Source organism: Arthrobacter monumenti, from assembly GCF_054511255.1.
The window spans coordinates 222,558-243,484 of the sequence record NZ_JBTNCY010000002.1 but is presented as its reverse complement, the minus strand read 5'-3'; the positions used below and the strand labels follow the sequence as shown (position 1 = coordinate 243,484).

Below are 20,927 nucleotides of genomic sequence, written 5' to 3'. Positions count from 1 at the left end.
GCAAAATGTTTCGGCCTTGTGCACCTGGGGGTGGCAAGAGCCTTGGGTGCCGGAGGGGCGGCACGCTGACTATCTGAGGGCATTACCAGGGCATGGATTTTTTCCGCGGTCTCAAGGGTCTCAGGCGGGATCGCCAGAGGCTGCTTTCGGTGATCTCTACTTCCACCATTGCGGCCGTTGCCATTACCGGCGCCGTACTGTATCCCGGGTTTAAGACCGCCGACGTGGATCTGAACGACGGCGGAGTCTGGGTCACCAACACCTCCCAGAACCTGGTGGGGCACCTGAATTACCAATCCAAGGTGCTCGACGGCGGGTTCCTCGCCAACAGTGCCGGTTTCGACGTGCTTCAGGACGCCGGAACGGTGTTCATGGAAAACACGGATCACTCCACCTTGAACTCCGTCGACGTCGCGAAGGTCGGCTTGGGCAGCGAGCAGCAGATTCCCAGTGGCGCCGAGATCTCCCTGGGCTCCAACACGATGTCCATTGCCAGTCCCGCGACGGGCGAGGTCTGGATTACCACCGCAGGCTCGCTGGGATCGTTCAGCCCGGAAAACACCAAGCCGGTGCTCACTGCCTCCCCGGAAGCGGCAGCCACCGTGGCCGAAGAGGACACAGTCTTCATCGCCGACCCCGCGGCCGGGCAAATCGTCCAGGTCGACGTCGACCAGCAGGGGGCCGTCACCAACAGGGAGACCACGGAAGCCGATGCGCTCGAGCGTATGGGGGAGACCCAGATCGCGGCAGTGGGGGATGAGCCGGTAATTTTCGATGGCACAACCGGATTGCTGCGGCTTCCCGGCGGGAACACCGTCCAGCTTCCGGATGCAGAGCGTGCCAGGTTGCAGCAAAGCGGCCCGGAGAGCGGCTTTGTGGCAATCGCGACCAGGGACGGCCTGATCAAGCAGCCGTTGGACGGCTCCGAGGCGTCCGTGGTTCCGCTCGAATCCCAAGGCGTTCCCGCGCAGCCGGTCCAGCTTGGCGGCTGCGTCCATGCGGCCTGGGCCGGCGCCGGATTATATCTGCGGGATTGCGGCGGCACCGAGGACGATAAGACCACAGTCATTCCCCAAGTCGGTGCCAACGCCGGGCTCGAGTTCAGGGTCAACAGGGACGTCGTCGTTCTTAACGACCTGATATCCGGCAATATCTGGCTGGTCAATAAAAATATGCAACTGGTCAACAACTGGGATGACATCATTCCTCCTCCCGATGAATCGGACGAGGAGGAAGAGGACTCCGCCGACGACAATCCGATTGACACGCTGCCGGACCGGACAAAGGAAAACCGGGAGCCGGTGGCCGAGGATGATTCCTACGGCGTACGTCCCGGGCGCACCACACTGCTGCCGGTGCTGGATAACGATTCCGACCCGGACGGCGACTTGCTGACCGCATCACTGGTTGGCGATGGGCCGGACGTGGGCTCCCTGCAGCGGATCTATGACGGCACCGGCCTGCAGGTTGTGGTGCCGAAAGACGCCAGCAGCGGAACCCACAGCTTTACTTATGAAGCCGACGACGGCCGGGGCGGCACCGATCAGGCCACAGTGCAGCTGGTGGTCCGTGGTCCGGAAAGCAACGAGCCGCCCAAGTCCAAACGGGAGACGAAAATCCTGCTCGAGCAGGGCGGGAGCATCAGCCAGAATGTGCTCTCCGACTGGATCGATCCCGACGGCGATGACCTGTTCCTGACCGGGGCCAAAGCGACCAGCGAAGGCGACCAGGTGCGGTTCCGCGCCGATGGGCGGCTGACGTTCCAGGACGTCGGCACCAGCTACGGTGAAAAGGACGTGCAGATCACCGTCTCGGATGGGCGTGCCAGCACCGAGGGAACCGTGACCATGGATGTGCGCCCGCCCGGCGCGTTGCCTCCGGTGGCCAACCCGGACCACGTTTCGACCTCCGTTGGCCAGGAGGTGCTGATTTCCCCGTTGAAGAACGATCTGGATCCGAACGGCGGAACCTTGCGCCTGGCCCGCGTGGATCCGGAACGCAATATCGAATTCACCCCCGACTATGAGGCCGGGACCGTCACGGTCGAATCCGGCACTCCCGGTACGTATTACCTGAAATACCTCGTGACCAATGATCCGGCCAGTTCCACCGGATTGATCCGGATCGATGTGAAGGCCGGTGGTGAAGAAGGGGCACCGGTCGCAGTGCGGGACGTCGCGCTGCTGCCCTCTAATGGCGATGTGCTGGTCGATGTGCTGGGAAACGATACCGACCCCAATGGCGGCGTACTGGTGGTTCAATCCGTCTCGGTACCGGTGGAGTCGCCCCTCAACGTGGCTGTTCTGGACCACAGCATTCTGCGGATCACGGACAGCCAGGGGCTGTCGGGGCAGACATCTATCCGCTACACCATGTCCAACGGCACCGCTTCCGCCACCGGCGAGGTCAGCGTCATCCCCGTGCCGGCGCCGGCGACGCTGCAGCCACCGGAGGCTACGGCGGACGAGGCCACCGTGCGGGCAGGCGACGTCGTAACCATCGACGTCCTCGACAATGACAGCCATCCCAATGGCGACGAACTGAGCCTGGATCCAAAACTGGTCCAGGACATCGAAGGCGACGACGGACGGCTCTTCGTCTCGCAGGACAAGCTCCGGTTTATTGCCGGGCCCAAGGCGAAGACCGTCCATGCGATCTATAACGTCGCGGACACCTCCGGACAGAAGGATTCTGCCCAGGTCACGATCAATATCCGGGCCAATGACCCCAAGCACAACTCACGGCCTGAGCCGGAGAGCCTCACGGGCAGGGTGCTGGCCGGATCCTCAATCAGGATTCCGGTGCCACTGAACGGCATCGACGCCGATGGTGACTCGGTGCTGCTGACGGGTGTTGGCGACGCACCGGAAAAGGGCACCGCTCTCGTTGGCAGCAACTACATCGATTACGTTGCCGCTGGAAACGCCAGCGGAACGGATTCCTTCACCTATACGGTGCGGGACCGGCAGGGGGCAACCAACACCGGAACGGTCCTGGTCGGAATCGCGCCCAAGCTGGATAGAAACCAGAAACCAGTGGCGATCGACGACGCCGTCCACCTCCGCCCGGGGAAGCGGGTCGCGGTCAATTCACTGAAGAATGATTCCGACCCGGACGGCGATGCCATCGGTTTCGTCAAGGCCGGATTGGACGCGAAGGATGCACTGGAAGCCAAGGTGAGGGAAGACCGCATCCTGGTCAGCGCACCGGAGAGCGAAGGAATCCAGACCGTCCGGTACGGAATTGCCGATGAACGAGGTGCCGAGGCTTCCGCCGTCGTCCGCCTTGATGTTGACAAGGATGCGCCGCTGCACCTTCCGGTGGCCAGGGACGACCGGGTCACCGTGGCGGAAACACTGGGCAAGACCGCCGTTTCGGTAGCCGTGCTGGACAATGATGAAGATCCCGACGGCGTCGCCGAGGACTTGAAAATCGGCTTCCCCGGCTCAACTGCCAACGCCAGCGTAAGCGTTGGCGGTGAAGCGTTGATCGAGTTGACGCGCGCCCCTCAGGTGATCCCCTATACCGTGACCGACGTCGATGGCGGCAAGGCAACCGCCATCATCTGGGTACCCGGCGTCGGCGACCAGATTCCCACCTTGGCCGACAAGACACCGATCGAGGTCCAGGCCGGTGAATCCTTCGAACTCGACCTCGCCGATGCCGTCCAGGTCCGGGACGGCCGCAGCGCGCGGATCACGGAAGTGGAAAGCGTCCGCGGAATTGGCAACAGCAACACCGAAATGGTTGTTGACGAGGACACGCTGACGTACACCGCAGCACCTGATTACGCGGGACCCGGATCCATAACATTCGAGGTGACGGACGGCTCGGGACCGGATGATCCGGACGGCAACAAGGCGACGCTGACGGTGATGACCGAAGTCATCCCGGATCCTGACCGCAATACGCCACCGGAGTTCAGCAGCTCCTCCCTGCAGGTCGCCGAGGCCGAAGAGGGCCAAAGCTTGGACCTGGCCAAGCTGGTCGAAGACCCCGACAGACGGGACCAGGGTGAACATGAATTCGCCATTGACGGGGAAGTTCCCGCCGGCTACGACGCCTCCCTGGACGGAAGCATTCTGACCGTCAAGGCCAACGACGCAGCAGACCCCGGATACACCGGGGATGTGAACCTCAGCGTTACGGACGGCCGGAGCGATCCGGTGACTGCCTCCGTCACCGTGACCACCACAGCATCAAACCGGGCGCTGGCCATTGCCAATGACGACGTGGTAACCAACGCCTTCCAGGGCGAGACCGAAACTGTCGACGTGCTGTCCAATGACGTAAGCCCTTACGACGATGCGCCGCTGAAGGTTGTCGAAGCCGTCGTCGAAACCGGTCAAGGTAGCGCCTCGGTCGACGGCGGCACGGTTGCGGTGACGCCGTCGGACGACTTCGTCGGCACCATGGTGGTCCGCTATACCGTTGCCGACAAGACCGGCGATCCCAACAGGTATGTCGACGCGCGGGTCCGGCTCACGGTCAAGGGCGCCCCGGATACTCCCGGCACGCCCATCGTGGAAGAGGTGCGGAACCAAACCGTCGTGCTGTCCTGGAATCCACCCAGCAACAACGGTTCACCGATCGCCAATTACACCGTGACAGGTAATAACGGCGTGCAGCAGGACTGCGGAGCGACGACCTGCACCATCGACGGACTGACGAACGACGTCGTCTATCAGTTCAAAGTCACCGCGACCAACGCCGTCGGCACCTCCGATCCGTCGCCACAGTCCGCCGAGGCCCGCCCGGATGCCAAGCCCGAGCGTCCGCAACCGCCCAAGCTCACCTTCGGTGACGGCTCGGTGGATGTTTCCTGGGATACGCCGCCGACGCCGGGATCGCCAGTGGAGAGCTTTAACCTGCGGATTTCGCCGGCGCCGCCCGGAGGAGGATCCTCCAAGACCGGCGTAACCGGCAACAGCCTGACCTGGGACGGGCTCGAGAACGGTGTGGCGTACAAGGTACAGGTTCAGGCGGTCAACGACGCGCCGGATCCCTCCGACTGGAGCGCCTACTCGGCAGCGGAGATCCCGGCCGGGAAACCTGCTGTGCCGCAGGCGCCAAGCACCCAGCGGGTCAAACCGGTGGGCAACCAGAGCCAGCTCCAGGTCGACTGGAACGCTCCGGCCGGTAATGGCGACCCGGTCGAGTCGTACACCCTTCAGATCCTGCGAGGTGGCTCCGTTCAGCGCAGCCTGGAGGTGGCGGGCACCAGCCAGGCGGTCACCGTTCCGAATGCCGAGGCGGACTACACCTTCCGGGTCAGTGCCACCAACAAGGCCGGCACCAGTGACCTCAGCGCGCCCTCGGCACCCCGGCGGGCGTTCGGCCAGCCCGGAACGGTCTCCAACCTCAGCGCCACGCCTGCCAACACCGGAGGGGCTGGCCAGGCGATCACGGTCCGCTTCAATGAGCTTTCCCCTTCGCAGCGCAACGGTGCCAAGGCCGGCGAGATCAACTACCGCGCCAGTTTCAGCGACGGGCGCAGCATGGGCATCTCCAATGGCCAGACTGTCGGCGGTTTCGATAACGGGACCCGGCACAGTGTGCAGATCACCGCCGTGTCAACCAGCGACGGCGCGAGCTACAACGGCTCCGCCAGCGCCGCTGCCAGTACCGTTCCCTATGGATCGCCGGGCACGCCCAGTGTCTCGGCACGGAGCGGCTCCCAAGGCCAGAAGAACGTCTCGTTCAGCTGGTCGCCGCCCAACACGAGTACTCATGATGTTGCCCGGATGCAGATCAACTTCGGAAACGGGTGGCAGAGCGTCCCTGTCGGCAATGGCAGCAAGACGGTGAACACCAACGGCTACAACGAGTCGAAGACAATGTCGGTGCGGACAGCCAATTCCAAGGGCAACTGGGGGCCCACTGTCTCGGCCACCGGCCGCAGCGGTTCCGAACCACCACCGCCGGTGTTCAAGACCGGAGTGAATAATGAGGTCCGCACCTGCATGGAGCGGTACGGCGTGTGGGGCTACTACTATTCGGGCGAGCCAAAGAGATGCGAGGAGCCAAACGGTACCGAGCACTGGGCGTACCCCGCCAACGGCCCCCGCAACCAGCCCGCCAGCTCCATCACCGCACGGTGCTACTACATGGTGAACGATATTCCGTGGTACCTGCAGGAATCCGGCAGCCCGTCCAGGAATAACGGCCACATCATCAAGGGCATCCACACCCGGTGGGGCACTAATCCGCCGGCGGGGATGCCATCATGCTGATGAACAATCCGGTGCCGCCGGCCAGGACCGACTGGTATCTATCACCCCGAGCAGAAGGACAATCCACGTCATGGCGATGACCCCTGAGCAGGCCGAATGGTTTGCCGGAACTTTCGAGAAGCTGGTCGGCAATGTCGGTCAGGCAGTGCTGGGCAAGCCCAAGGTCATCAGCCTGACCCTGACGGCCATGCTGGCGGAAGGGCATGTGCTCTTCGAGGACGCGCCGGGCACCGGCAAGACGATGCTCGCCCGGTCCCTGGCCGCAACGGTGCAGGGGAGCAACTCGCGCATCCAGTTCACTCCCGACTTGCTGCCCTCCGATGTCACCGGCGTGACCATCTATGACCAGAAGACGCAACAGTTCGAATTCCACAAGGGCCCGATTTTCGCCAATATCGTGCTCGCCGATGAGATCAACCGTGCCTCACCGAAGACACAGTCCGCCCTGCTCGAAGTGATGGAGGAATCCCGCGTCAGCGTCGATGGCAAGACGTACCAGGCGGGCCGGCCGTTCATGGTCCTGGCCACCCAGAACCCAATTGAGCAGGCCGGAACCTACCGGCTGCCCGAGGCTCAGCTGGACCGGTTCCTGATCAAGACATCCATCGGCTACCCGGACCACGCCGCGACTGTCGAACTCCTGCGCGGTGCCGCAACACGGGACAGGTCATTGGGACTGCAGCCAATCATCACAACCGGAGCGGTGACCGACATGGCCGACCTGGCGGCGTCGAATCATGTGGAAACGGCCGTGCTGGAATACATTTCCCGGCTGACGGAGGCGACCCGCAGTGCTCCGGAAAGCAGGCTGGGCGTCAGTGTCCGTGGCGCCCTCGCGATGGTCCGCGTGGCCAAGGTCTGGGCGGCTTCGCAGGGCAGGAACTTCGTTCTTCCCGACGATGTCAAGGAACTGGCAGCTGTGGTGTGGACGCATCGTTTCGTGCTCGAACCGGAAGCGGAATTCGCCGGTGCAACGGCCGAGGGAGTGCTCCAGCGTGTCCTGAACGACGTGGCTGCTCCCCAGCAGCGCGCCTTCGTCTGATGCAGATTGCCCGTCGGATACATCCGTGGTGGATGCGGCATATCCAGCCAACGGTCGACGTCGTTAGTCCGCTTGGCTGGGTGCTGCTGGCCGCCGTCGTACTGCTCTGGATCCTGGGAGGCGGATTTGGCTGGGCCGAGGCAACAACGGCAGCTCTGCTCGGTACCCTGCTGCTGGCGATCGCTGTCCCCTTCATCCTTGGCCGCAGTACCTATCGGGTGGAACTGGACCTGGCCCGGACCCGGGTAGCCGTCGGTGACGATGCCGTTGGCAGTGTGGAAGTGGTCAATACGGCCAACCGCCCGATGCTGCCGGTGGCGCTTGAGCTTCCCGTGGGAGCCGCGACGGCGGTGTTCCACCTGCCGCGGATGCAGCCCGGTCACCTGCATGAGGACCTGTTCACCATTCCCACCACCCATCGTGCCGTCATCGTCGTCGGGCCGGTGCGTTCCGTGCGCGGGGACCCACTGAACCTGCTCCGCCGCCAAGTGAAATGGGCCGAACCGACGGACCTTTATGTCCACCCGCGCACCACGGCGTTGACCGGATCTGCCGCCGGGTTCATCCGTGACATGGAAGGCCTGCCGACGACGGATCTTTCCGACTCCGACGTTTCCTTCCACGCGCTGCGCGACTACGTTCCCGGCGACGACCGGCGGCACATCCATTGGAAGACCACCGCCCGCACCGGCACCTTGATGGTCCGGCAATTCGAAGAGACCCGGCGCGCGCATTTGGCTGTCGCGGTATCGACGAATCTGGAGGAGTACGGGTCCATCGACGACCTGGAGCTGGCGGTTTCGGTGGGAGCGTCCATCGGGCTGCAGGCGATCCGGGAGCAACGGAACCTCAGCGTGTTGACGCAGAACGGGCCGCTGCGGACGGAGACCGGCAGGAATCTGTTGGACGATATGACCCTGCTTCAGGGGACACGGATGCGTTCGACGGCGGTGGAGCTGGCGCGTAAGACGGCGGACACGGTTCCCAATGCCTCCGTCGTTTTCCTCGTCGTCGGCCCCGGCGTAACGTCGTCGCAATTGCGTTCAGCCGCCGCAGCCGTACCGGCCGGGGTCCGAAGCTTCGCCATCCGCTGCCACACCGGTGAGCCGGTCAGCCGGGCGCGGATCGGGGAACTGACTGTCCTCACGATCGGCGATCTTTCCGATCTTGGCATCGTCCTGCAGCGGGCAGCCGCATGAGCACTGAGGCACCACCGCGCCGCAGCGCCGGACAACGGCCGTGGCCGGGAAGACGGGCATCTTCCGGCCAGCCGGCAGCACTTCAGGCTGGCATCGACGTCCTGGTCCTGTTGACGCTGTTGGGTTTGTCCGTGGCGGGATTTGGTCCGACTTTTGGCGGCGGCACGCACTACCTGATTGCAGGGTTTGGCGGCGTACTGCTGGGCCTAGGCATTGGCTGGTTTGGTGCACGCGCCAGGCTCGGAGTAGTGGTGCTTGCCGCTGTCACCCTCGTGGTTTATCTGCTGTGCGGCAGTGCTTTGGCGGCACCCACCCAGACCGCCCTCGGGTTCCTGCCCACCGCCGATTCGCTCACCACCGTGCTGCTGGGCATTGTCATGTCGTGGAAGCAGCTTCTCACCGTCGCCGCCCCGGTTGGGATTGCCAGCGGCCTGCTGGTGGTGCCGTTCCTGGGCTCCCTGGTCGCCGCCGTCGTGGCTGGAAGCTTGTGCTGGCGGTTGCGCAGAGCGGCCTGGACACTCATTCCGGTGCTGTGCCTGTTTGTGCTGAGCATTGCCTTCGGCACCGACGACGCCGTATTGCCGCTGCTCCGCGGGGTGTTGCTGGTAGTCATCGGCATTGCCTGGTTAGCCTACCGGTGGGAAAGAACCCGAAGTGACGACACAACGCAGGTCTCGGCCAACCGTCAGGCCGCCGACGCCGCGGCCGGACGCTCCACCCCCGCCCGCCGGATTGGTGCCGGTGCGGCCGTGCTCGTGGTGGCCTCCGGTATTACCCTGGCCGTGGCGCCATTGTTGACCGGCGGCGGGGACCGGCAGGTGCTGCGCGACGCCGTTGTACCGCCGGTGGAGCTCTACGACTATCCGAGCCCGCTGATGAGGTTCCGCAACTATGTCACGGACCGGGAAGAGGAGACCCTGTTCACCGTCGAGGGCCTGCCGAAGAACGCCCGGGTGCGGCTGGCGGCGCTGAATACCTACAACGGTGTGGTCTACAACGTGAATCCCTCCGCTTCCCGAAGCTTCGTTCCGGTCGGTGACGCCCAATCCGCCGGCACCGGTGACCAAGCGCTCCAGGACGGCGAATCACATGCCCGGCTGGAGTTCAGCATTGAGGGCTATCAGGGCGTTTGGGTGCCGGGTTCCGGCTCGATGAACGGGATCAACGTCACCGGCGACCGGCAACGGGAGGTCGGTCAATCGCTGTTCCACAACGCCGGCTCCAACATCCTGCTGGCGACGTCGGGGATCAGGCAGGGCAGCAGCTACGGACTCAGCGTCACCTATCCGGGCCAATACACCGACGACCAGCTCGCCCAGTACGATTTTGCCAACCTGAACCTCCCGGAGCCCACGAAGGTGCCGCCCATTGTCGGCGTTAAGGCCAACGAACTGGTCGGCACGGCCACGACCCCGATCGAGCGCGTGCGCAACATCGAGGCCGCACTGCAGGAGCAAGGCTTCTTCAGCAATGGCAAGGAGAACGAGACGCCCAGTCTCTCCGGCCACGGCGCCGCCCGGATTGCCGCCCTGCTGGATGCCGAGCAGATGGTCGGCGATGACGAACAGTACTCGGTCGCGATGGCGCTGATGGCCCGCCATCTCGGGATGCCGGCGCGCGTAGTGATGGGCTTCTACCCGCCCGAAGATGAAGCGGGCGCTGACACCATCGCCATCCAGGGCCAGGATGTTCATGCCTGGGTCGAAGTGGCATTCGAGAACGTCGGCTGGGTGAGCTTCAACCCAACCCCGGACGAGGACAATGTCCCGATTCCGCCGGAGCCGCAGCCTAAATCCACGCCGGAACCGCAGGTGCTGCAGCCACCACCACCGCCGCAGGAACCGGCCGAACTGCCGCCGGATTCCGCTCCGGACGCGTTGGACGCCAAGGAAGAGCAAAAGACGTTTTGGGACATCTGGGGGCCGCTCATCAAGATGATTGCCGTCGTCGTTGTTCCGCTGTTTGTCCTGATGCTGCCGCTGCTGCTGGTCCTCTTGTTGAAATTACGACGGCGCAAACGCCGGGCTGGTCTCGGGGTTCCGGCCCAACGCGTGCACGGCGGATGGTCCGAGATTCTCTCTCTCGCCACCGACCTCGGCGCGGCCGTGAACCCGAAGGCGACACGGCGGGAAACGGCGTCCGGACTCGGGCGGGCGTTTCCAGCGAGCGAAGCCTCCACCGGCGCCCTGGCCCGGCGCGCCGACTCGGCCATCTTCGGGAGCCCGGAACCGTCGGAGCAGGAGGTCCAGGATTACTGGCTTCAGGTGCACGCCTCGCTGCGGGACATGCACGGTTCGGTCGGCTTCTGGAAACGTTTGCGGGCGAAATATACGCCGCGGTCGCTGTTCCATGACGCCCGCGCGGCAGCGGTGCGGCGCCGAAGCCGCGGACACGACCGGAAGAAACCGGAATGACCGGCCATGATGCGCCAACCGGTATGGCAAACTCTGGCAGTATGAGCCTGTGTCTCGATCCAGATCAGCGGTCGGACTCCAAACAACGAGGAAGTGATCCAACGGTGCCAGCCAATCCGAGCCTGGTTCCCGCCTCCGCCGGCCAGCGGCTGGGGTCGAAACTGATCGACGCAGTGCCGTTGGCGGTGCTGGCGGTCGTGTTCTGGCAGCTTTCCACCGCGGACGCTTCCGCAGGAGGCACCGGCGCCACCTCCGGGCTGCCGGTCGAAATGCTGATCTTCGTCGGTGCCGCTTTCGTGGCCTATTCGCTGTGGTTGTGGGGCTGGGAGGCCGCCCGGGGCAATACGCCCGGCAACGCGATGCTCGGTTTGCGGACATCGAACCTGGACGGATTGCCAGCCGGTTGGGTTGCCGTGTTCCTGCGTGGATTGATTGTTGCCGTGGGTTTCGCCGTGCTGGTCGTTGGTGCGGTTATCGTCCTGATCTCGAACCTGTGGGACCGGAACGACCGCCGCCAGGGCTGGCATGACAAGATAGCGCGGACCTATATGTTCGACGTCCGGGCCGGACGCAACCCGCTGCAGACCGGAGGCATAGCGGCGGTGGAACCGGCGCGGGCGACAGAACCACTCGACGACGGCGCAGCCGTCCTGGCGGTGCCCGGGACACACGAGCCGATAGCTGAAGTCCCGGGCGTGCCGCCGTCGGAAAGTGTTCCTGCACATCCGGACGATGAACTCGAAGCCACCCGGGTCAGAAGCCGGACTGGCCGCAACGGTGTCCGGATCAGGTTCGACGACGGCCGGGACGTAGCGCTCGCGGATGAAGCCTTGATTGGCCGCGATCCGGCCGCCCGGATGGGGGAAACGATCGGCCAGCTGATCGATTTCCATGATCAGGGACGATCGGTTTCAAAGACGCACCTCCACCTTCGGGTGGAAGGTGCAACCGTGTGGGTCACCGACCGGAATTCCACGAACGGCAGCGCCGTCACCGCTGCCGACGGCCAGCGGCGCTCTTTGGCCGCAGAGGAACAGGTGCTGGCAGCTCCCGGATCGACGGTCCATTTCGGCGACCGCAGCTTTACGGTGGAGAACGTATGAGCGGAGCGAGGGACACCGCTCCCGAGCGGTCCATCGAGCTGGACCATGGCTATGCATCGGACCGCGGCCTGCGCCGGGAATTGAACGAAGATTCGCTCATCGCGATGGATCCGGTTTTCGCCGTTGCCGACGGCATGGGCGGGCATGAGGCCGGCGAGGTCGCCAGCGGAATCTGCGTCCGTACTTTGGGGCAGCACCCGCTGTTTTCCGGGCGTTCTGAAGCGATCGAGGCCTCGGTTATGTACGAGGTCCTGATGCAGGCTGACGCCCGGATCCGGGAGATCACCGAGTCGCGGGCAGGGACTACTGCGACCGGCGTCGTGCTGGTGGAAGAAACCAACCGTCCCTATTGGCTCGTTTTCAACGTCGGCGACTCCAGGACCTACCGGCTCAGCCACGGCGGGCTGGAGCAGATCAGCGTCGACCATTCCGAAGTGCAGGAACTGGTGGACATGGGCCGGATTACGGCGTCGGAGGCCAGAGTGCATCCGCGCCGTCACGTTGTCACCCAGGCACTGGGCACCGGGCCTTTGGCCGAGCCGGATTTCTGGTTGATACCGGTGGAGGAGGGCGACCGGATGCTGGTGTGCTCGGACGGACTTACCGGCGAAGTCGATGACCGGAAGCTCCTGCAACTGCTCAATTCGGTCACTGATGCCCAGGATGCCGCGGACGCCCTGGTTCAGGCCGCGCTCCGTGCCGGTGGACGCGACAACGTTACGGTAATCGTGGTCGATGCCGTGGCCGTCGGCACGCACGAAGCCCGGCATGGGAATACCGGCGAAGCGGATGAAGACACCTTGCCTCGGCCGACAATGGAGGCCGCCGACGCCGAACCGCGGGGGGCAAATCCTAATACGGACGACCGGCGGGATTCGACGGCGGAACCGACGGCCTCAGCTGAACCCTCTCAAGGAGGGGCATGAGCTGCATCAAGTATCGGAGCGGTTCCTGGATAGCGATTGCCCGCTCCAGCACCCTGGTCGTGTTGCCGGCAGGGACCTCACCGGCGATGATCGACAGTATCTGGACCGCTCTGGCTGAGGGTCCGGATATCGAAAAGACCCTCCGTTCGGTCACTGCCGGGTTCGGAAGCGATCCAACCGGAATGCCGGGCTTTGCCATTGCAGTGCTGGGTGCGCCACTGCACGTCATCATCCGCGGCCGCCTCCGGCTGACGTGCCAGGGTGCGGATCCGCAGGAAATCAGCGGCGCCCATGTCACGACCTGGAGTGAACAGGTCCTGTTCAACCAGGACGCCTTCGAACTCACCATGGACGAGGAACCGGGCGGGGAAGCTGACCTGCCACTCCTCGGCGGTGTGGTCCTCACCAGCGGACTTAGCGTCAGGATCGACGGCGATAAGTCCGACGAGGTGGGTAAGTCCATCGACGCCGCTGGGCCAGTGGATGCTGAACCGCCGGTGGAGGCGCAACAGGAGCAGGAGCCAGAGGCGGAACCAGAGCCGGAACCGGAGCAGGAGCCAGAGCCGGAACCAGAGCCGGAACGGGTGAACCTGGCCGAGGGCCACCCCACGCTGAGGCCCGAGGAACCAGCCGCGGACTCCAGTACCGAATCCGCACCCGGCGCCTCGACGGCGCTGATCGATTCCGTTCCGTGGACAAAGCGAAGCCCCCAAACCGACCATGATGGGCACACAGTCATGAGCAGCGAACTGCGGGAAGACCCGGAGCCGTCGGTCGAGGACGCGGACCACGACGGCCACACCGTCATGCGCAGCAGCCTCACTCCGCCGCAGCCTGACAAGGCGAGCGAAGCGGACAACAGAATCGCCAGCAGGCCGGCCACTGGTCCGGTTGTACTTGGCCGCATGTGCCCTCAGGAGCATGCCAATCCGCCCACGAATTCACACTGTTGTATCTGTGGCAGCCCGATTTCCTCCGAACCGGGCCAGATGCGCCGTCCCAGCCTCGGCCGGATGCGGATTTCCACCGGCGAGGTGATCGAGCTGGACCGTTCGGTCATCGTTGGCAGGCAACCGTCGGCGTCGCGGGTGGCGGGCAACGGCATGCCGCGCCTGGTGCAGGTCAAGAGCGCGGATGGCGATATCTCCCGCTCGCACCTTGAGGTCCAACTTGAAGGTTGGCATGTCATGTTGCGGGACCTGCACTCGACCAACGGTACGTTCTTGACCCGGCCTGGCCAGTCCCCGAGGCGTCTGGTGCCGGGGGAGCAGACGATGCTGCTCGACGGCGATACGGTCGAAATCGGTGACGAAGTCTCCATCCAGTTCGAGGACCTGCAGTGAGCCCCAAGCGCCCTCCCGGTCCGCCGCCCGGCTTGCCCGGATATCAGTACCTCAGTCTGCTCGGTTCGGGCGGGTTCTCCGACGTTTACCTGTATGAGCAGGATCAGCCCCGGCGCCGGGTGGCAGTCAAGGTGCTGCTCTCGGATCTGAAGAGTGAAGGGGCCAGGAACCGCTTCGAATCCGAGGCCAATCTGATGGCCCAGCTCTCCTCTCATCCGTATATCGTCACCATTTATGAGGCCAGGATCACCGCCGATGGGCACTCGTATCTGGCGATGGAGTACTGTTCCCGGCCCAGTCTCGACGTTCGATACCGCCGCGGACGGCTGGGCGTTGACGAGGCGCTGGCAATGGGTATCCAGGTCGCGTCCGCCGTGGAAACCGCCCACCGCGCGGGTATCGCGCATCGGGATATTAAGCCCGCCAATGTGCTGATCACCGACTATAACCGGCCGGCGCTGACCGACTTCGGCATCTCCGGCACGGTGGATTCGGTAGCTGCTGACGAAGCTGGAATGTCCATCCCCTGGTCCCCGCCGGAAGCGTTCCACGGGCGGAACGTCGATGGCGTCAGGACCGATATTTGGGCGCTCGGAGCGACCATCTACACACTGCTGGCCGGCCGGTCGCCGTTTGTGCTTCCGGGGGCGGACAATTCCCAGCGCGGGCTGATGTCCCGCATCGGCACCGCTCCGCTGCCGAGGTTGGGACGGGCCGACGTACCGGACTCGCTGGAACTGGCGCTGGGGACAGCAATGTCGAAGGCCCCGGACGGGCGCTTTGCCTCAGCTCATGCTTTCGCTCTTGCGCTGCAACGCGTGCAGGCCGAGCTGAATATGTCCCTCACTCCGTTTGAGGTGCTTGAGGATTCCGCCAGCCAACAGGAGTCCGGCGTCGACGACGGCGGCGTGGCCACCCGCGTGCGGCAGGTAGTTTCAATCGATCCTGCGCCCGGAGCGCCGCCCGGCCCGGAGGCATCGGCCGAGCCAGTATTACCGGTTGGTCCCGCAACCTCGGCAGGACTGGATACAACTTCCCCGAACGAGGCCTATCCGGATACCGCTCTTGACCACACACCCCGCTCGAAACGGAAGATGTGGCTGGTGGCCAGCGCCGCCGTCGTACTTATTGCCGCCGTGGTTGCGGGGCTGATGCTGGGCAGCACGGGAAACGGCGTGGCGGATCCCGAACCGACGGGCCTGGCAAGCCAGCCGGCCGACGCCGTCGACGGCTTCGCAACGGTTCCGGCACCGGCAAACCTCACGGCCGAGCGGGTGGAAGACGGCGCCGTATTCAGCTGGCGCAACCCTGACCCACAGCCCGGTGACGTTTTCATGTGGCGTCCTGTAACTGTCACAGGGAAGGGCGAATACGCGCCGGTGGAGAAGCCGGAAGTCCGGGTGGAACTGCGCTCGCAAGGGCAAACCTGCATCGACGTCGTGATCCGCCGCGGGAGTGGCAAGTATTCGGTTGAACCCGCAACGGCGTGCGTTCCGTGATGACTGGTAAAGGAGAGGACCCGGAGGCGCGGATGGATGATCTGGCGATCGACTATTGCGGTGAGTGGTACACCCCTGCCAGTGACGGAGTGTTCCACATCGGCCGCGAGGGTGACCTCGAGATTGATGAGAACCCGTACCTGCACCGCAGATTCCTGCAGATCGTCCGGAATGACGGGATCTGGTGGCTCTCCAACATCGGGAGCATGATTTCGGCAACCGTGGCCGACAGCTCCGGCGGTATGCAGGCTTGGCTCGCCCCGGGCGCGCGGATTCCGCTGGTCTTCGGCCACACCAACATCATTTTCACCGCCGGGCCGACAACATACGAATTTGCCGTCCACCTGAAGACACCGTCCTTTCTGCAGAGCACGACCGACGACGCCGGTTTTGGCGAAACCACCATCGGCCCGGTGATTTTCACCGATTCGCAGAAGGCGCTCATCGTTGCGCTGGCAGAGCCGATGCTGCGCCGTGACGGCACCGGTTTCAGCGCCATTCCATCGTCGGCCGAAGCAGCAAGGCGGCTGGGCTGGGCTATGACCCGGTTCAACCGGAAACTGGATAACGTGTGCGAAAAGCTGGACCGGGTCGGCGTAGCAGGTTTGCGTGGTGCCAATGGAAAACCCGCCGGCAACCGGCGTGCCAGGCTGGTCGAACACTCGGTGACCTCGCATCTGGTCACCGCCGCGGACCTGCCGCTGCTGGAGAGCATGAACGGCGACGCCGACCGGCGGACATAGTGCAGGCCTGGCGCTGAAAACGTCGGAACAAACCTGCACTGAAAACGTCGGGGCAATAGGGCAAGATGGGACTGTGAGCACAGATGTGGAGCAACAGTCTGAACCGCCCAGTGAGGCACTGCGCGCCGAATACGATGAACTGGCCGAGGTGGTGCGCAAACACCGTTTTGCCTACTACCAGGAGGACGCCCCGACTGTCTCGGACGCGGAATTCGATGAGCTTTACCGCCGGCTCGAAGAGCTCGAAGGCCTGCATCCCGAGCTGAAATCCAACGACTCTCCGACTCAGGAGGTCGGAGGCGCCGTGTCCGCGGCCTTCAGCCCGGTGGAGCACCTGCAGCGGATGTACAGCCTTGAGGACGTTTTTTCCATCGAGGAGCTGAACACCTGGCTGACCCGGGCGCAGGCGAGTGTGGAGAAACTGGGCGGCGGACATGCCGGCAAGCTCAAGTGGCTGACCGAGTTGAAAATCGATGGCCTGGCCATCAGCCTGCTCTACCGGAATGGCGAATTGGTGCGGGCGGCCACCAGGGGCGATGGGAACGTCGGTGAGGACGTCACCCACAACGTCCTGACCATCAAGGACATACCCCGCAAGCTCAAGGGCAGCGACCATCCGGCCGAGATGGAAATCCGCGGCGAGGTCTTCATCCCGTCCAAGGCCTTCGCCGTACTCAACGAGGGCATGATCGAAGCAGGCAAGCCACCGTTCGCCAATCCGCGAAACGCCGCTGCCGGTTCACTGCGCCAGAAGGACCCGGAAACGACGGCGAAGCGGCCATTGAGCATGTACGTCCACGGCATCGGTTCCCGGGAGGGGCTCAACGCCGCAAGCCAGTCCGGAACCTACGACCTGCTGGAAGGCTGGGGCCTGCCGGTTTCGCCTTACGCCAAGGTCCTCGATGACCAGGATGCCGTTCTGGAGTTCATAGAGTACTACGGCAGCCATCGGCACGACCTGCGGCACGAAATCGACGGAATTGTCATCAAGATTGACGATTTCGCCACCCAGCGCGCCGTTGGCTATACGTCGAGGGTGCCGCGGTGGGCGGTGGCGTATAAGTATCCTCCCGAGGAGGTCCACACAAAGCTGCTCGACATCCAGGTCAACGTCGGGCGGACGGGCCGGGTGACTCCCTTTGGCCTGATGCAACCCATCAAGGTGGCGGGCTCCACGGTCGAGATGGCCACGCTGCATAACCAGGATGTGGTGAAGGCCAAGGGCGTGCTGATCGGTGACACCGTTGTGCTGCGCAAAGCCGGGGACGTCATCCCCGAAATCGTCGGTCCGGTGGCGGCACTGCGCGATGGCACCGAACGCGAATTCGTGATGCCAACGCACTGCCCGTCCTGTGGAACCCTGCTGGCACCGGCCAAGGAGGGCGACGTCGATATCCGTTGCCCCAATGCCCGGTCCTGCCCCTCCCAATTGCGCGAGCGGATTTTCCACCTCGCCGGCCGCGGCGGCTTCGACATCGAGGCACTCGGCTGGGAGGCCGCCGTCGCACTGACCGGCCCGGTGGAGCCGGAGACACCGCCGTTGAGCACCGAGGCCGACCTTTTCGACCTGCGGATCGAAGACCTCGCAGCCGTGAAAATCGAGCGGGAGAAACGGTCCAAAGGCGCCCCCACTGGCGAGCGGGAACTGGTCCCCTACTTCTATTCGAAGGGGACCCCCAAAAAGCCGTCGGAGCCATCGGCCAACACCCGCAAACTCTTCGAGGAACTCGAGAAGGCCAAAACCCAGCCGCTCTGGCGCGTGCTGGTGGCGCTCTCCATCCGGCACGTCGGCCCGACGGCGGCACGCGCACTTGCCACGGCTTTTGGCTCGATGCGGGCGATCCGCGATGCCAGCGAGGAACGTCTGGCTGATGTCGATGGCGTTGGCCCGACCATAGCGGTGGCGCTCACCGAATGGTTCGCCGAGGATTGGCACCGCGAAATTGTAGACAAGTGGACCGCGGCGGGAGTACGGATGGAGGACGAGGCGGACGAAAACGTTCCGCGCACGCTTGAAGGACTTACTATCGTCGTGACCGGGTCACTGGAGGATTTCAGCCGGGACGAGGCCAAGGAGGCGATTATTATCCGCGGTGGCAAGGCGTCGGGATCGGTATCGAAGAAGACCGACTACGTGGTGGCCGGCGAAAGCGCCGGCACCAAACTGGATAAGGCTGAGTCGCTTGGCCTGACGGTCCTGGACGAAGACGGTTTCCGGAAACTTCTGGCAGAGGGACCGGCATGAACGGCGCGGACCTGACCGGCGAACTGCTCGAGATTGCCCAGGCGGCGGCGCAGGCCGGGGCGGATGTACTGTCGGGCCGGAACGCCGCTGAGCTGAACGCCATCAACAAGAGCGGCGACGGCGACTGGGTCACCTCCTTCGACATCGCGGCCGAAGAGGCCGTGCGCGGGGTGATCGCTGCGGCCCGGCCCGATGACGCCATCACCGGCGAGGAACTCGGAACAAGCCTCGCGGACAACTTCTCCGGCATCAGATGGTCCATCGACCCCTTGGACGGCACCACCAACTTCATCCGCAACATCGTCTATTACTGCACCTCGGTGGCAGCCTGCGACGCCGACGGAAACTGGCTTGCCGGCGTCGTCAATGCCCCTGCCCTCCGGCGGACGTACTGGGCCACCCGCGCCGGTGGTGCATGGCTGAATGAGCATGGAACAACCCGCCGCCTGCCCGGACCGGTTCTGGCGCGCAAGGGCGGCATTCTGGGCACTGGATTCTCCTACGACGAGGAGACCCGGGCCGAGCAGGTCAAGGATTTCCTGCCGATGATGAAGGGCCTGTCGGATATGCGCCGGCTCGGTTCGGCCGCGCTGGATCTCTGCATGGTCGCGGACGCCACACTGGACGCCTACGGGGAACGCGGGCTCAACGAACACGACTGGGCCGCCGGAGCCCTGATCGCCGAGGAATCCGGGGCCTGGGTGCATCGGCCGAAGCTCCCATCACCGTTGGACGGCGGGCCGTCCGAGCCCGACCGGCTGGCCGCCTGGGTCGCCGCCTCGGCAACGGACGTGTCGGAGAGATTTCCGATATGACCACCAGCTGGCAGCAGGTAGCGGCCGCGCTCGCCAACCCGCGGCTGCGGCAGGTCTATGCCGAGTGGGTGCTGGACATCCGCGGCGGGTCTACAGAGCGCGAGATCGACAAGCTCATTGATGCGGGCCTGCTCGTTTCCTCCGGCACACCCGGGGCTGAACGGAAGCCGGACAGGTACGGGGATGTCCACGTCAATGACGGTGTGTTCAAGGAGCTGCTCGCGGCCGGGCAGCCATCCAAACCCTCCGGCCCAGAGCGGTTCTTCGAACAGGGCCGGATCGCCGCCATGCCACGCAAGTCCGGGGACCGGGAAGAGCTGTTCAGCCATCTGGCCGTGCGGCTTTTCCCTTCGGAGGACGTTCTCGACGAGACGCAAGTGAACCTGGTGCTCGGCACCGTGGCCAGGGATGTTCCTTCACTGCGCCGGGCATTGGTGGACTACGGGTATTTGAAGCGGAACGCGGACGGCAGCCAGTACTGGCGTGCGGCCTGAGAAAGTGATGATCGATATGAAAGTCCGAGTCCGTCCCGCCAGGAAAAAGGATTACGACGACGTTAAACGGATCACTGCAGCGGCTTACGTGGGCGCCGGGTTCGTCGATGCGGACGATCAGAGCTACCTGCCGGTGCTCACCAACATCGCGCGCCGGGCCCAGCACGCCTTGTTATGGATCGCCGAGGTCGACCGCAGCATCAAAGGTGCGGTGACGGTAGGGGAGCCAGGTTCCGAATACGCGGAGATCGCCGCCGCCGGGGAGCTCGAGTTCCGGATGCTCGCCGTCGACCCGGACGTCCAACGCGGGGGCATCGGCCGCGCCTTGGTGCAGGCCGTCGTCGAACATGCTCAAGCGCTGGAGGCAATCAACGCCGTCGTCCTCTCGAGCGAGGAGAGCATGACCGGCGCGCACCGGCTCTATGCCTCGATGGGTTTCGAAAGAGTGCCCGAGCGGGACTGGACGGTTGACGGATACGATATCCGGCTGCTCGTTTTCCGGCTTGCGCTGTGAACCTTGGCATCCGATTAGACTGGAATAACAAACCGTTCACTTCCCCACAGGAGATTCATGTCTACCCTTCGCCGTGAGCAAGTCGCGCATCTGGCGCGCCTGGCCCACATTGATATGGCCGACGATGAGCTGGACCGGATGGCCGGTGAGCTTGACGTGATCGTTGATTCGATCAAATCGATCAGTGAAGCAGCCGGAGACGACGTCCCCGCCACCTCGCACCCGATCCCGCTGGCGAACGTCTACCGCGAGGACGTGGTGGGCGAGACGTTGACCAACGAGGAGGCCTTGTCCGGTGCCCCGGATTCCGCCGATGGGCGTTTCAAGGTTCCAGCAATTCTGGATGAGGACTAATAC

General features: G+C 64.3%; 14 protein-coding genes. All 14 read left to right on the top strand.

The window, feature by feature from the left end:
* Positions 1-149 precede the first annotated feature (149 nt).
* Positions 150-6,233, top strand: a complete 6,084-nt coding sequence (locus ACX80B_RS04025) for an Ig-like domain-containing protein (RefSeq protein WP_459293295.1) — start codon at positions 150-152, stop codon at positions 6,231-6,233.
* A gap of 70 nt (positions 6,234-6,303) precedes the next feature.
* Complete coding sequence (locus ACX80B_RS04020) at positions 6,304-7,275, top strand: AAA family ATPase (RefSeq protein ID WP_459293293.1); 972 nt, start codon at positions 6,304-6,306, stop codon at positions 7,273-7,275.
* Positions 7,275-8,474, top strand: coding sequence for a DUF58 domain-containing protein (locus ACX80B_RS04015; protein WP_459293291.1), 1,200 nt, complete (start codon positions 7,275-7,277; stop codon positions 8,472-8,474). The genes ACX80B_RS04020 and ACX80B_RS04015 overlap by 1 nt, the downstream gene beginning before the upstream one ends.
* Positions 8,471-10,888, top strand: a complete 2,418-nt coding sequence (locus ACX80B_RS04010; RefSeq protein WP_459293289.1) for a transglutaminase-like domain-containing protein — start codon at positions 8,471-8,473, stop codon at positions 10,886-10,888. The genes ACX80B_RS04015 and ACX80B_RS04010 overlap by 4 nt, the downstream gene beginning before the upstream one ends.
* Before the next feature lie 104 nt (positions 10,889-10,992).
* On the top strand, positions 10,993-11,991 hold the full coding sequence (locus ACX80B_RS04005) for an RDD family protein (RefSeq protein WP_459293287.1): 999 nt from the start codon (positions 10,993-10,995) through the stop codon (positions 11,989-11,991).
* Entirely contained in the window at positions 11,988-12,917 is a 930-nt protein-coding gene (locus ACX80B_RS04000; RefSeq protein ID WP_459293285.1) for a PP2C family protein-serine/threonine phosphatase, read from the top strand. Before ACX80B_RS04005 ends, ACX80B_RS04000 begins: the two co-directional genes overlap by 4 nt.
* Positions 12,914-14,260 carry an FHA domain-containing protein gene (locus tag ACX80B_RS03995; protein WP_459293283.1) on the top strand — a complete coding sequence of 449 codons (1,347 nt, stop codon included), beginning with the start codon at positions 12,914-12,916 and terminating at the stop codon, positions 14,258-14,260. Before ACX80B_RS04000 ends, ACX80B_RS03995 begins: the two co-directional genes overlap by 4 nt.
* Positions 14,257-15,759 carry a serine/threonine-protein kinase gene (locus ACX80B_RS03990; protein WP_459293281.1) on the top strand — a complete coding sequence of 501 codons (1,503 nt, stop codon included), beginning with the start codon at positions 14,257-14,259 and terminating at the stop codon, positions 15,757-15,759. The genes ACX80B_RS03995 and ACX80B_RS03990 overlap by 4 nt, the downstream gene beginning before the upstream one ends.
* A gap of 32 nt (positions 15,760-15,791) precedes the next feature.
* Positions 15,792-16,502, top strand: coding sequence for a hypothetical protein (locus ACX80B_RS03985; protein ID WP_459293567.1), 711 nt, complete (start codon positions 15,792-15,794; stop codon positions 16,500-16,502).
* 73 nt (positions 16,503-16,575) lie between these two features.
* Positions 16,576-18,747, top strand: a complete 2,172-nt coding sequence (gene ligA, locus ACX80B_RS03980; protein ID WP_459293279.1) for an NAD-dependent DNA ligase LigA — start codon at positions 16,576-16,578, stop codon at positions 18,745-18,747.
* Positions 18,744-19,562 carry an inositol monophosphatase family protein gene (locus ACX80B_RS03975; protein WP_459293277.1) on the top strand — a complete coding sequence of 273 codons (819 nt, stop codon included), beginning with the start codon at positions 18,744-18,746 and terminating at the stop codon, positions 19,560-19,562. Before ligA ends, ACX80B_RS03975 begins: the two co-directional genes overlap by 4 nt.
* Positions 19,559-20,056 (top strand): DUF2087 domain-containing protein, encoded by a 498-nt coding sequence (locus tag ACX80B_RS03970; protein ID WP_459293275.1) that lies wholly within the window; start codon positions 19,559-19,561, stop codon positions 20,054-20,056. Before ACX80B_RS03975 ends, ACX80B_RS03970 begins: the two co-directional genes overlap by 4 nt.
* Positions 20,046-20,570 carry a GNAT family N-acetyltransferase gene (locus ACX80B_RS03965; protein ID WP_459293273.1) on the top strand — a complete coding sequence of 175 codons (525 nt, stop codon included), beginning with the start codon at positions 20,046-20,048 and terminating at the stop codon, positions 20,568-20,570. Before ACX80B_RS03970 ends, ACX80B_RS03965 begins: the two co-directional genes overlap by 11 nt.
* A gap of 57 nt (positions 20,571-20,627) precedes the next feature.
* Complete coding sequence (gene gatC, locus ACX80B_RS03960) at positions 20,628-20,924, top strand: Asp-tRNA(Asn)/Glu-tRNA(Gln) amidotransferase subunit GatC (protein ID WP_026534876.1); 297 nt, start codon at positions 20,628-20,630, stop codon at positions 20,922-20,924.
* Positions 20,925-20,927: the final 3 nt, after the last annotated feature.

Excerpts from the sequence above, each read along its gene's own strand:
- gatC (WP_026534876.1), top strand. The coding sequence starts at position 20,628 with ATGTCTACCCTTCGCCGTGAGCAAGTCGCGCATCTGGCGCGCCTGGCC.
- ACX80B_RS04010 (WP_459293289.1), top strand. The coding sequence starts at position 8,471 with ATGAGCACTGAGGCACCACCGCGCCGCAGCGCCGGACAACGGCCGTGG.
- ACX80B_RS04020 (WP_459293293.1), top strand. The coding sequence starts at position 6,304 with ATGGCGATGACCCCTGAGCAGGCCGAATGGTTTGCCGGAACTTTCGAG.
- ACX80B_RS03985 (WP_459293567.1), top strand. The coding sequence starts at position 15,792 with ATGGATGATCTGGCGATCGACTATTGCGGTGAGTGGTACACCCCTGCC.
- ACX80B_RS03975 (WP_459293277.1), top strand. The coding sequence starts at position 18,744 with ATGAACGGCGCGGACCTGACCGGCGAACTGCTCGAGATTGCCCAGGCG.
- ACX80B_RS03995 (WP_459293283.1), top strand. The coding sequence starts at position 12,914 with ATGAGCTGCATCAAGTATCGGAGCGGTTCCTGGATAGCGATTGCCCGC.
- ACX80B_RS04015 (WP_459293291.1), top strand. The coding sequence starts at position 7,275 with ATGCAGATTGCCCGTCGGATACATCCGTGGTGGATGCGGCATATCCAG.
- ACX80B_RS03970 (WP_459293275.1), top strand. The coding sequence starts at position 19,559 with ATGACCACCAGCTGGCAGCAGGTAGCGGCCGCGCTCGCCAACCCGCGG.
- ACX80B_RS04000 (WP_459293285.1), top strand. The coding sequence starts at position 11,988 with ATGAGCGGAGCGAGGGACACCGCTCCCGAGCGGTCCATCGAGCTGGAC.